Source organism: Verrucomicrobium sp. BvORR034, assembly GCF_000739635.1.
Classification (GTDB): domain Bacteria; phylum Verrucomicrobiota; class Verrucomicrobiia; order Verrucomicrobiales; family Verrucomicrobiaceae; genus Verrucomicrobium.
Map to the genome: position 1 here is coordinate 1 of NZ_BATQ01000186.1, position 12653 is coordinate 12653.

Annotated in this window: 7 protein-coding genes; 4 read left to right on the forward strand and 3 right to left on the reverse strand. The window is 60.8% G+C overall.

Going from position 1 to position 12653, the window contains the following annotated elements:
- Positions 1-841 precede the first annotated feature (841 nt).
- Positions 842-1540: a glycosyltransferase family 2 protein gene (locus tag BV034_RS33780; RefSeq protein ID WP_050031346.1), complete on the forward strand. Its 699-nt coding sequence runs from the start codon at positions 842-844 to the stop codon at positions 1538-1540.
- 27 nt (positions 1541-1567) lie between these two features.
- Here BV034_RS33780 and BV034_RS33785 read toward each other — a convergent pair whose 3' ends face one another.
- Positions 1568-2317, reverse strand: a complete 750-nt coding sequence (locus tag BV034_RS33785) for a methyltransferase domain-containing protein (protein WP_050031347.1) — start codon at positions 2315-2317, stop codon at positions 1568-1570.
- A gap of 275 nt (positions 2318-2592) precedes the next feature.
- Here BV034_RS33785 and BV034_RS33790 point away from each other — a divergent pair, with 275 nt between their 5' ends.
- From BV034_RS33790 to BV034_RS33800, 3 genes are all read left to right on the forward strand, one after another.
- Complete coding sequence (locus BV034_RS33790) at positions 2593-5319, forward strand: hypothetical protein (protein WP_265593786.1); 2727 nt, start codon at positions 2593-2595, stop codon at positions 5317-5319.
- Positions 5316-6197, forward strand: coding sequence for a UbiA family prenyltransferase (locus BV034_RS33795; protein ID WP_050031349.1), 882 nt, complete (start codon positions 5316-5318; stop codon positions 6195-6197). The genes BV034_RS33790 and BV034_RS33795 overlap by 4 nt, the downstream gene beginning before the upstream one ends.
- Before the next feature lie 267 nt (positions 6198-6464).
- On the forward strand, positions 6465-9182 hold the full coding sequence (locus BV034_RS33800) for a glycosyltransferase family 4 protein (RefSeq protein ID WP_265593787.1): 2718 nt from the start codon (positions 6465-6467) through the stop codon (positions 9180-9182).
- A 758-nt stretch (positions 9183-9940) separates the two neighbouring features.
- Here the strand turns inward: BV034_RS33800 and BV034_RS33805 are convergent.
- Both BV034_RS33805 and BV034_RS33810 read right to left on the reverse strand, forming a co-directional pair.
- Positions 9941-11218: a hypothetical protein gene (locus BV034_RS33805; protein WP_050031351.1), complete on the reverse strand. Its 1278-nt coding sequence runs from the start codon at positions 11216-11218 to the stop codon at positions 9941-9943.
- A 94-nt stretch (positions 11219-11312) separates the two neighbouring features.
- The gene (locus BV034_RS33810; RefSeq protein WP_050031352.1) at positions 11313-12593 is read right to left on the reverse strand and encodes a hypothetical protein; all 1281 of its coding nucleotides are present in this window, start codon (positions 12591-12593) and stop codon (positions 11313-11315) included.
- Positions 12594-12653: the final 60 nt, after the last annotated feature.

Below are 12653 nucleotides of genomic sequence, written 5' to 3' on the forward strand. Positions count from 1 at the left end.
CCCGTACCCAACGTAGACTCGCTGGAAGCTCGTCAACGTTGGGCTTGTCGCCCCATCCTCTCCGAGGAAGAACTTCGACTGAGCGAGTGGATGGCACCGGTGCCTTGGCGGCCACCCCAGTCCGAAGCTGATCCCCAGCGGGGATCTCCCAACGTTGGACAAGCCCTAAGCGAGTCAACGTTGGGTACCTCCGCGGAGGATGATCACGTGGGAAGGCCGACAGCATCTGCTTTCTCCCCACCGCCATCAACACCTCCACGTCGCTCGAATGCGGTGTTGCACGAATGTTGGGCGCACCTCGCGAGGCCACCCGCTGACTGACGTTCCCGGCAAGATGCCGGAAACTGCACGCAGGGATGCGTGCGCTCCCCTGGCTTCTCCAGCACAAAGCCATTTTGAGAGATCACCAGACCGCGTTTCGCCCCCAGATTCGTTGGCAGGCACTAGCTTCCCCGTATGCGATGTCTGAATCGCCGGATGCAACCGCTTGCCCAAGAGGTGCTCCATGGCCGCGAGGGGAACCGGTATCACCCCCATGTGCACACCAGGCGGTCATCTCTCGTGCCCCTTCAGGGCACAGCTTTTGTTCGGATCCGGTACCCAGGGTTCTTCGTCCCTGGGCTGGGCTCTTAGGGCCTTTCAAGCCCTCCTGAGGCACCTCCGGGAGCCACAGTCAGCCAGACCGCCACAACTCCTTCGGAGAGTCACCCCTTTTCCACCAGACAGGCAAGAATGAGGCTCGCATTCTCAGGTGGCAATGGAGGCGGCAGACAATTGACAATCAGCCTCAGATTGAATCAATTGACCAGTGTCCAAGGTTTTTGAAGATGCCATACCGCTTATGGGTTCGCTGACGGTGGTGATGCCAGCCTATAACGAGGAGAGGCACATCAAGGCATGCCTTGTCCGTGTGCTGCAGGAACCCTCTGTGAAGGAAATAATCGTGGTGGACGACGGGTCATCAGACTCCACTGCGGCGATCGTCCAGGACTTCATTCAGGAGCATCCGGGGGTGCGGCTGGAGCGACACAGCCAGAACCAGGGCAAAGGGGCCGCCTTGCGAACCGCATTCCCGCTGGCCACCGGCAGGGTGGTGCTCGTGCAGGATGCGGATCTCGAATACGATCCGGCGGAATATGAAAAGGTGCTGCGGCCGATCCTACAGGGGCATGCCGAGGTGGTCTTTGGATCGAGATTTCTGGGAGGCGGCGCGCACCGGGTCCATTACTTCTGGCACTATGTGGGGAACAGGATTCTCACGCTGTTGTGCAACTGCTTCTCGGGGCTGAACCTGACAGACATGGAGAGTGGAACGAAACTGTTCCGACGCGAGGTGCTGGCCCGCCTTGATCTGAAAGAATCCCGCTTCAGCATCGAGCCTGAAATGGTGATCAAGGTGGCCGCGCTGGGGGTTAGAGTTTATGAGGTGCCGGTCTCCTATTACGGACGGAGCTACGCTGAAGGCAAAAAGATCGGCTGGAAGGACGGGGTCCACGCCTTCTGGTCGATTCTGAAGTACGGCATAGGGCGATGGCTGTAAGCCTTCGCCAGCCACAAGCCCGCCAGATCACACCCGGCCGCGAGACAGTGCGTTGAATTTATCCAACACCGCATCTTCGCGGATGGTGCATTCAAACAAGGCACGGGGGCCGTTGGGAATGACACGATCTACGCGAAAGAGATTCTCCTCCAACATGGCCTGCATGCACGCCTCATTGGGAGCCCAGTAGTTGGTGAAGTCATTGTTCAGGGCATCCCGCGGGTAAAACTGCATGATGGGGCGGGTGAGCAAGCCAGGCTGGAGCTCCTGCAAGGTGGTGAAGGAACCATCCTCCTGTTGGAAGGCGCGGTCGATGACCTGAGTCTCCAGATAGAGGCGGTCACGACAGAGGGCGCGCCCCAGATTCAGCGCCAGCATGGGATCTGGAAGATGATAGATCAGGCCAAGCAGGAGGACGATGTCGAACTGGCCCAGCTCTGCCGCACTGAGTTCATAGATGTTTTTCTGACGGTATTCGACTGAGGAGTTGAGGAGTTGGGCGGCGATGGCAAACCCTGTGTTCTCGGCGGGGAAATAGTCCACCGCCAGCACCTCTGCGCCCCGTCGCTCAAACTCAAATGCGAAATAGCCGTCTCTGGTGCCGATGTCGAGCACGCGCATGCCCCGGCAGTCTTGAGGAAAGTCAAAGAGGGAAAAATAGGTCGGCGTATCGTTGATGCCCGGAGTGACCACCCCCTCTGCCACCTCAATGCGATGGTACCAGTGAGGGTAGGCGCTGGTCATGGCGATGGCCTCTTCGCGAGTGAAACTTTTCATGGGTAAGGGGTGCTGAGTGCGTCGCGAGAATAGAGGTAAGGCGTGCTTATGCGAATAAAATGGCGACCAAAGTAGAGGCTCCGCCAGCTCCTTGGTCGGGAGCTGCCACCCTTTCGCCCATCGGCGACAAGAGCGATGACTGTGGCACTGCTTGAAGATGGCAACCTCTTCTGTTTGATCTGGAAACGTCCTCCTTTGCCTTGCGTGACTACTGCTACCGATGAACAATCGGTCGATTGCTTAAAAGCACCTTCCTCCCCATTTTGAAACGCTCAGTGGCACCGGTCCTTTTGGGCCTGCTGTGCCTCTTGATCTACAATGCGAATCTGCGCCAGATCGGAGCCGGGGACACCCTCCCTGCCCGCTATCTCCCTCTGATTCTCTGGCGTTACGGCACTCTGGATCTCGATGCGAATACCCGGCTGGTGGCACAGGGTCACCCGGTAATTTCCCATCAGTACCGCGCACCCGACGTTGAGAACAAAGTCCCGTACTTCGAGCCGTGGACCTACTGGACCGTCCGCACTCGAAATCATCACCTCGCTTCTTTGTACCCCGTGGTGGCCCCAGTGATGGTAGCTCCGCTCTACTATCCCGCTGTCGCCTGGCTCGACGCCCATGGCTGGAAACAGCCCAACGTTGGACATGTGGCGGAAATCATGGAGAAGCTCTCGGCATCGATCCTGGCATCGATAGCAAGCATCCTCATGTACCTGGTGCTCCGCCGCGAATGCGGCCGGTGGACTCTGCCGCTCACCCTGGCCTTCGCCTTCGGGACGAATACGTGGATGATTTCCAGCCAGGCGCTCTGGCAGCATGGCGCGGCGGAGGTGCTTATCGCCCTCGCCATGTTGTTGGTGGTTTCGAAAACGACGACCTGGCGCACCGTACTGCTCGGTGCCGTGTGCGTCTTGATCGCGGCGAACCGCCCGCCAGACACCGTGATCGCTGGTGCGATCGTCTGTTTCATGATCTGGAGGCGGTGGCGCGATGCGCTGTGGCTCCTCGCAGGTGGTGTTGTTCCGCTGGCAGCCGTTCTCTACTACAACCTTGAGTTTGTAGGACACATTGCGGGCGGCTATGCCCTTGCGATCGGCGGATCTTCCCATGCAAAACACCTGGGCACCTTCCTCCAGCCGGGACTGTCCGGAGTGGGCGGTCTGCTGGTGAGCCCAACGCGCGGTCTGCTGGTCTTCACTCCGTTCCTTGTCTTCCTCCCACTGGGCCTGATCCAGCGCCTGCGGTCGCCCGGCACGAGAACGCTCGCCGTGGCGCTCAGCGCGGGTGTCGCGGTCCAGATCCTGGCCTATTCCCAGATGGACTGGCGCGCTGGCGAGTCGTGGGGACCGCGATGGCTGACAGACATTTTGCCAGTCCTCGTGTGGTTGCTTGCTCCAGCCGTGCTCGTCTTGCGTCCCTTCGCGCGTGGCGTGCTGGTGCTGACGATGGTGATGTCCGTTGCCGTGCAGGTGATCGGAGCCTTCTGGTACACGAGGACGAGTGACGAACTCGTCTTTGCGGGAGGGCGCGCCTCCCTGGAGGGAGCTTGGAATCCGCGCAACACACCGTTTCTCGTCGAACTGCGTCATCCCCCTGCCCCTCCCGAGCTTCTCTTCGACGCACGCGGTTCCATCGACCGGGTGGGAGCAGTCCTGCTGCCCGGCACGGGTGAAATGCCCAAGCTGGAATCCGGTGCCGTGCTCGAAGGTTGGGCACTCACTGGTGGGCGCAGCCCTGCGCAGATGATCCTGCTGGTGGACGGGGTCGTGGTCGGCTCCAGCACGGAGTTCCTGCCGCGAGCAGATGTGAGTGAAGCGATGCAGACCCGTTCCCCTTCTGGCTGGCGAGCCTATGCCAACACGAATGGCATCGCGCCGGGAAAGCGCGTCCTGCAACTGGCTGTCCGCATTCAGCCGAAAGGGGAGGCCCGTATGATTGGGGAAATGAAGGTGATGGTGGTGGCACCGGAGCCTCTTCCAAAGATCGCCGCGACACCGCTAAAGCCTCCGACGGGACCGGAACTGGAGGTCATGGCAATGCACGCGACATCCCTGCTGCGGAAGCGGCAGTCTGAGCCCGGCTACTGGCTCACCGCGCATACGGCGAGGCCTCACTACGAGGCTCCCCAGCCGGAGATGAACACCTACCTGACAGCAGTGCTGGTAGATCTGCTCTCACCCATCGCACAAAAGGCAGGGATCGAGGAGATGATGGGGAGGGCACGGAACCATCTCTCCGCCCAGATCGAGGACACGGGACTGGTGCGTTACCATGGGCTGCCGGACGGCCCCACCATCGGCACCATGGGCCACGTCATCACCCCGGACGCCGACGACACGGCTCTTGCATGGAGAATCGCCGGCCCTGGTCCTGCAGACCCACGGCGTGAGCGCATGCTCAGCGAGCTGGCACGCTACCGCGACGTGAGAGGGCTCTACCGGACCTGGCTGGCCCCACTCAACAACTATCAAGGGCTGGATCCCGGCAATGACCCCAACCCGACCGACATCTGCATCCAGATGCACGTGTACCTGATGCTGCTCAAGTTTGACCCGCCGGCGGCACAGAAACTCGGCCGCGCACTTGAGCGCTCTATCGAGGATGGGGACATGTGGGTGTATTACGCAAAGGCTCCGCTGATCCCGTACCTCCGCAGCGTGGAGCTGAGGCTGTTGGGCTCTCCGCTTCCGGTGCCCACGGAGCGTTTAGCCCTTCCCTCTGCTGGTCAGGAGATCTGGAGTGAAGCGGCACGCACGTTCGTGGCCATCATGGAATCTCCACAGGATGCGACCACGCGGGAGGCCGCGCGCCATCTACTGGGGCGGATCGGGCATGACAACTTTGCCCAGATTCGCGTCACCCCACCCATGCTCTACCATAATGATCTGAGCGCCACGGTGAAACGGTACTACTGGTCCGAGGACTTCGGCTACGCGCTCTGGTTGAGGATTTACGAAGCCGCCGGACTGAATGCACCGCTCTCCCCAAAACAATCCCGATGAGTTCCCAGCCGTCTCTTCGGCACTACGCGAAGATCCTGCGACACTTCGCAGCCACCCGGTCCTTGGAGGTGCTGGTCCTGCAAGCATCGCCCCTGCTTGGCTGCTATCTCGGTGGCTTCACCTTCGCCTGGGGTGATGTGATCCGGGCGGGTGTGCTCTTCCTCGGCAGCTTCACCCTCACAGCCCATGTCTTCATCATCAATGACTGGGCGGGGCACGCCGATGACATGCGTGATCCGCGGCGGGCAGCCCTGGTCTTCGCCCGGAAGGGTATCCGCAGAGACCAGGTCGCTCGCTCAGCCACTGCCCTTCTCATTCTCGCCACGGTCGCCTTCGCAGCCATTGGCAGACCAGCCCTGCTGCTAGGAGCAGCGATCGCAACGCTCAGCCTTTTCTATTCCTGCCTGCCCGGGGTCGGCAAGAGCACCCCGGTTGCCGCGTCGATCAATCACCTGCTTGGCGGCCTCCTGCATTTCCTGCTGGGTTATACGGTGTTCCATGACCTGGACGGGAGAGGGCTCGCCATCGGCCTCTTCTTTGGATTGGTCTTCGCCGCGGGTCATCTCAACCAGGAGGTTCGCGACGCCGAGGGAGATGGGCTCAATGGCATTCGCACCAGCGCAGTGGTGTTCGGAAGCCTGCCCACCTTTCTCGCAAGCCTGGGTCTCTTTACCACGGCTTATGCGCTCATGGTGGGGCTGGCAGCGTTTCGCATCATGCCACAGATCCTGGTTTGGAGCGTGCTCGCATGGTCGCTCCAGGTCGCCTGGTCTGTCCAGGCGCTGCGGCGGGGCCTGGGATTCGAGACGGCCGAATGGATGCAACGACGCTACCGGCTGCTCTTTGCCATCACCGGGCTGGCCATGCTGGTGAGATGACCCGCCCTGTGCCAAGGCAGCGGCCCCGGCGGCCGACACCCCGACTCGCCAGTCAAGGGTTGCGCGAACTTCAGCGGAGGATTGAGATCCATGGCCCCCACGTGGCTTCGATCTTGATGACTGGGCAGGACTGCGCCTTGCGTTTCAGATCAGAATTCAAATACTGGGGAGGGCTTGATGAAATCGCGAGTGCAGGCTACTAGGGCCAACGTCAGGCCAGCTCGTTCATCTGCTCCCGGAGCCGGTCCAGCAACCGTCCTTATGCTCATGGAAAATGCCATCTCAAGTGCTCCGTTTGCGGCATGCACCATCGTTTCGTCGAACTACCTTGCCCGGGCATTTGTACTTGTGGATTCGCTGAAGGCGCATCATCCCGACGTGGACTTCTGGATGCTGCTGATCGATGACCATGCCCTGGGTCCACTCGCCCAGGAGGCGGTGGACCGGCGGGGCATCCACCTGCTTCGCGTGCATGAGATCCAGCTTGCTGCCACCGAGGTGGCCAATTTCCGATTTATCTATGACCTGACAGAGGTGGCCACCGCCTACAAGCCGTGGACCATGGAGACAGTGACCCGCCTTTCTGGCCGTCATGTCTTTTACATCGACCCGGACATTGAGTTCTTCCAGCCGTTGACGTCGCTCGTGGACGCGGTGGAAGCCCATGAACTGGTGCTGACACCTCATGTCCTGCATCCCATGCAGAGGGAGGGATGCCAGCCCTCAGAGGCCGACATCATGGGAAGCGGCATCTATAATCTGGGCTTCTTGGGGATGAATCGTGCTGCTGCCTCGAAAGTGACGGGATGGTGGTGCGAGCGTCTGTTGCGGGAATGCTACAGCGCCCCCGAAGAACAACGATTCACGGACCAGCGCTGGATTGATTTCGCACCTTGCTTCTTCGACTGCCACATCTCCAAAGATGAAACTTTCAACGTGGCGTACTGGAACGTGGACCAGCGCCAGGTCACCCTGGAAAACGGCACCTACTTCGTCAATAACAGGCAGCTTTCTTTTTTCCATTACAGTGGCCTGGATGAAAAGGTTCCCCACCTGCTCACGCGTCACCATCAGGGCCGGCCGCGGGTGCTGCTCAGTGAGCATGAAGCTTTGACCGAGCTGACCCGCTCCTACATCCGGGCCGTCCACCTGGCGGAACAGGAGTGCGCCGACACCACGGCAGAGTACCCCTTCCTCAGGTTTGCCGGCGGGGAGCGAATCTCCCGCAGCTTGCGCAGGATCTTTCTGAAGGAGCTGGTCAAAGCAGAAAAGGAACATCGTGTGCCGCCTCCGTCGCCATTCGCCCCGGGTGGTGAGGAGCCCTTCTTCGACTGGTTGAATGAACCGTGCTTCTCCACCAGCCAGACTCCCATGCTACCGCGGCTGGCCCTGTTGTTGCGGGAGGCGCGTCAGGATCTCATCGCAACATTCCGGGATCCCCAGGGACGGGATGCGGTCCGCCTGATCGAATGGATCAGGCAACAAGGGGTGAAGCAGTTCATGCTCCCAAGTCGGTTGATCCCGCCGCCAATCTTCCCGCCTCCTAGACGGACGGAGCCCAAACTCGTTCCAGGATTGGAAATTGTCGGGTATCTGCGGACGGAGTCCGGTGTCGGTCAGGCTGCCCGCCTCGTGGCACAGGGATTGAGCGAGTCGTCCATCCCGTTTGAAACCCTGGTGGACTCCACTCCTCCGGGGCGTCAACAGGCCCTCCACGAGCACCAGAAAAAAGGCGTGCTGGGTGAGGAAGAGGCCTTCGACTGCTGTCTGCTCTGTGTCAATGCGGACAGCGTCTCCTCCGTGCGGCAGCGGCTGGGCCGTGAGTATTTTCACAAACGCAGGGTGGCCGGTCTGTGGTTTTGGGAGCTGGAAACCTTTCCCGAGAGCATGCACTCCGCCTTCCAGGAAGTGGATGAGGTGTGGGTGGCTTCTGAATTCATCCGCAAGGCACTGGCCCCCATTTCTCCAGTCCCCGTTCAGTACATCCCCCTGCCATTTGGCACTGCGGGTGCCGTTGGGGCTCTGGACCGCAAGCTCCTGGGCATTCCAGAGGGGTTCTTCTTCCTCTTCAGCTTCGACTTCCACAGCATCTTCCGGAGGAAAAACCCTCTGGCCGTGGTGGAGGCTTTCAAGCAGGCTTTCCGGCCGGGTGAGGGTCCCGCACTGGTGCTCAAGTGCATCAACGGGGACTCACACATCGCAGATCTGGAGCAGCTTCGTTACGCCGCACGGGACCGCGCCGAGATCCGCATCCTGTCAGGTTACATGGACTATGCCACCAACCAGGCATTAAAGGCGGGGTGTGGCTGCTATGTCTCACTCCATCGGAGTGAGGGGCTCGGTCTAACCATGGCTGAGGCCATGCGCCAGGGGAAGCCCGTCATCGCCACAGGCTACTCCGGAAACATGGACTTCATGAATGAGGGCAACAGTTTCCTCTGCCGGTACGACAAGGTTCCCGTTGGCCCCGGTTCAGCCCCCTACCCCGCAAAGGCTGTTTGGGCAGAGCCCAGCATCTCCCACGCCGCAGAGCTGATGCGAAGGGTCTATGACCACCCTGAAGAGGCCGCGGAAAAGGGACGCCGTGCCGCCGCAGACCTCGCCGAACGTTTCAACCCCGCACGCTGCGCCGCGGCGGTGGAGATTCGCCTCCGCGAACTTCGCTCGCTCGAGCCTCATGCCGGAAGAAGCCTGCCTCTTTCCGCCATGCATTCCACAAAATTGTCCTCCCCTGTGAAGACTTTGCAAAAGCATCTGAAGCGCTCCGTGGATGTGGCCAAGACGGTACCCTCATTCGGCTCTCTTCTCTTCCAGGGCCCCCAGAAAATTCTGCAAAAGATGCTGATGCGTCTGGAAAAACAACGCAAGCCGTTCGATGAGGCCGTGGTCGTCGCCGTGAGCAGCCATGACCAACGGCTCCTCGACCTGGAGCGCTCGCTCGCCGAGCTTCGCGTGCAAAATAGCAGTCTGAATCGCCCTCAGTAGTCTTTCGCCAGAAGGCTTCAGAGTGCTGATCTTGGACTGGTGGCGAAACGCAGTCTGGCGATTTCTCAAAGTGACCTGTGCAGGAGAAGCCAGGGGAGCGCACGCATCTTGCGTGCTGTTTCCGGCATCTTGCCGGGAACGTCAGTCAGCGGGAGGCCTCGCTACATGCGACAACACATTCGAGCGACGTGGGGGCGTTGAAAACGTTGGGAGAGAAAGCGGATGCTGTCGGCTTTCCCTCCTGATCATCCTCTTCGGAGGTAACCAACGTTGACTCGCTTAGGGCTCGTCCAACGTTGGGCTGTGTTAGAGATCCCCGCTGGGGATCAACTTCGGCCTGGGGCGAGCGCTTCAAGGACCTGGTGCCATCCACTCGCTCAGTCGAAGTTTTTCCTCGAAGAGGATGGGGCGACAAGCCCAACGTTGACGAGCTTCCAGCGAGTCTACGTTGGGTACGGGTGTTGGAGGTTTTTACTCCGAAGGAGTTGTGGCGGTCTGGGAGCCTTTCGCATCCAAGTTCCTTGGCAGGCACTAACTTCCTCATATGCGATGTCTGAATCGTCGGATGCGACCGCCTGCCCAAGAGGAGCTCCATGTCCGCGAGGGTAACGGGTATCAAACACCCCCTGTGCACAGCAGACGGTCATCTCTTGTTCGGCATCGATACTTAGGGTCTTCGCCCCTGGCAGGGCTCTTTGAGCCTTTCAGCCCGACTTGCGTTGGCGCGCGGCCTCACCATCAATCACTTCAAACACGTCCTAATACTTCGGAAAAATCGCCGACGTCGGGAATCTGTCTTCGTGGCTGAAGTTCCCGCTGTTGAGGTACTCCTCCCGCGGCATGTGCACATCAGGCCACGCTGCGGGACGGATGCGGACCACTCGGGTGGGGCGGAGGCCTTCGGTGATGAGGTCGGTCTCAAAACGGACCTGGATGCCGCTGCTACCCAGAGGGGCCTCACCAGGCGTCTTCGTGACGTCGAGGATTTTGCCTCGTGCGGCCATTTGCGCGGGTCCAGCGGTGCCGCCTTCGGTATGTTTCAACGTGTTCTCCACCCCATTCATCACGGCCGGGATGTCCTTCTTGAAATCGGCGTAGAGGGAGGGGTCCATGCCGCCGAACAGGGTCGCGGTGACGGTCGCGCGACCAAACTTGCCGTATTCAACGGCATCCACCCAGGCGGGCATCCAGCGGCTGCGGATAAACGCCTTGTGCGTCTCCGTCTGGACATGGACGGCGCGTTGCATCGATGCGTCGTCCAGCCAGATGTCTGAGATGTGGAAGCGGGTAAAAACACCGCCCAGCGTCGGTTTCCACGTGATCCCCAGCAGGACGGCCTGGTCATTCAGGGACTTCTTGCCGCTGGCGGGCCATGTACCCTCGGTGATCAAGTCGATGCGCGTGAGGCATTCGCGACCGCGCCAGATGCGGGTGGCGGCGTCGAAGCTCAGTGTTTCCTCGCTACTGGACTTGCTGTCCCCGCCTGCGCCTGTTCCTGCCTTGGGTTCACGGCTGGCGACGATCATCCCCTCGTTGTTTCCAAGATCCACTTCTTTCAGTTTCCAGACCAAGCCCTCGCGCTGGCAGTGACTGGGTTCGTCTTCGAGAAGGAGGACGTGGTTCTCGGCGGGGGCACTTCCGGCGTCACCGTAGCCCGACGTCTTCTCCTTGTTGTTGACCGGCAGAACGGGCACGGCGGAGAGCTTCGGATCCGGCGGGAGAAAGGCATGGACGTGCAGCACGGTGCCGAGAGGAATGTCCCGCAGATCTGCTGGTGCGCCGTGATAGCGCACCATGCCGTAAGGGAGCATGGCAAAAGGCTGCGGATCGTTCCGGCGAAACACCCCCGACCCTGCCACGCGGAGGCTTCCCCGGCGGTTCGCATGATCGACAAACACCAACTCGCCCCGATAGGAGTGCGCCTTCTCCAATGGAGGAAACTTCCCCGCCTCAGGCCGGAAGGGCTCGTCTGCGGCAGGTGCGGTGGTGGTGAGCACGCACGAGAGAGTGGCGAGCAGGGTGAGGGCGGGTTTCATGAAAGAACGGATCAATGAAGTGATGGAGTAGCGGAGTATTCGAGTGATGGAGTTCCAATGCTCCACCGCTCCATTGCTCCATCACTCCAGGAGATCAGTACTTCGGAAAGATGACCGGGGTCGGAAAGCGGTCTTCGGCATCGGAGCCATCTCCCACATACTCCTCCCGGGGCACTTGCACCTGGGGCCAGCCTGAAGGACGGATGCGGACGACTCTCCCGGAGCGGATGCCTTCGATGACGAGGTCTGTCTCAAACTGGACCTGGATGCCGCTGCTGCCCAGCGGGGCCTCTCCAGAGGCTTTCGTGACGTTGAGGACGGGGCCCTTGGAAGCCATGTGCGCGGGGCCGTAGGCACCTCCGGCATGCTTCAGGGTATTCTCGGCCCCATTCACCAGCACCTGGCCGCCCTTCTGGAAGTCGGCGTAGAGAGATTCGTCCATGCCACCAAACAAGGTCGCGGTCACGGTGGCGCGACCGAACTTGCCATACTCAACGGCATCCACAAAGGCGGGCATCCAGCGGCTGCGAATGAAAGCCTTGTGCGTCTCGGTTTGATTTTGAGCGGCACGTTGCATCGAAGCGTCATCCAGCCAGATGTCAGAGATATGGAAGCGGGTGAAGATACCATCGGGCGTGGGCCTCCAGGTGATCCCGAGCAGGACGGCCTGGCCATCGAGTGATTTCTTGCCGCTGGCGGGCCAGATGCCCTCAGTGATCAGGTCGGCGATCCCAAGGCATTCGCGACCGCGCCAGACACGCGTGGCGGCGTCGAAGGTCAGCTTTTCCTCCTCGGCTTTGCCACCCGCAGCAGTTCCCGCCTTGGGCTCGCGGCTGGCGATGATCATCCCCTCCTTGTCTTTGAGCTCGAGTTCCTTGAGCTTCCAGACCAATCCCCCGCGCTGACAATGGCTGGGCTCGTCTTCCAGGAGAAGAACGTGGTTCTCAGCCGGTGCCACGCCAGTGCCGCTGTAGCCCGCGATTTTGTCCTTGTTGTTGACCGGCAACACCGGCACGGCGGAGAGCTTCGGATCCGGCGGGAGGTAGGCCCGGACGTGCAGCACCGTGCCGAGCGGGATGTCCCTCAAATCGGCCGGCGCGCCATGATAGCGGACGACGGCGTAGGGAAGCAGCGCGAAGGGATGCGGCGCATTTCGGAAATAAGTGCCCGCCGCTTGGATGCGAAGACTGCCGCGACGGTTGGCATGATCCACGAACACCAGTTCACCCCGGTACGAGTGCGCCTTTTCGAAAGAGGGGAACTTCCCTGCTTCGGGGCGATACGGTTCCTCTACAGCGACAGGGGCGGCGGCGGATGTGAAGGAGGAGAGAGAGAGGCCGAGGCACAGGGCCAGGAGCCAGGGGGCTCGGTTCATGCGAGGAGTGGAGAGGCGGGGTGTTGGAGTATTGGAATGATGAAATGGCGGAGCTCTGGA

What these genes read in the sequence shown, in the direction of transcription:
- BV034_RS33780 (WP_050031346.1), top strand. Translation starts at nt 842, where the DNA reads ATGGGTTCGCTGACGGTGGTGATGCCAGCCTATAACGAGGAGAGGCAC.
- BV034_RS33795 (WP_050031349.1), top strand. Translation starts at nt 5,316, where the DNA reads ATGAGTTCCCAGCCGTCTCTTCGGCACTACGCGAAGATCCTGCGACAC.
- BV034_RS33810 (WP_050031352.1), bottom strand. Translation starts at nt 12,593, where the DNA reads ATGAACCGAGCCCCCTGGCTCCTGGCCCTGTGCCTCGGCCTCTCTCTC.
- BV034_RS33800 (WP_265593787.1), top strand. Translation starts at nt 6,465, where the DNA reads ATGGAAAATGCCATCTCAAGTGCTCCGTTTGCGGCATGCACCATCGTT.
- BV034_RS33785 (WP_050031347.1), bottom strand. Translation starts at nt 2,317, where the DNA reads ATGAAAAGTTTCACTCGCGAAGAGGCCATCGCCATGACCAGCGCCTAC.
- BV034_RS33805 (WP_050031351.1), bottom strand. Translation starts at nt 11,218, where the DNA reads ATGAAACCCGCCCTCACCCTGCTCGCCACTCTCTCGTGCGTGCTCACC.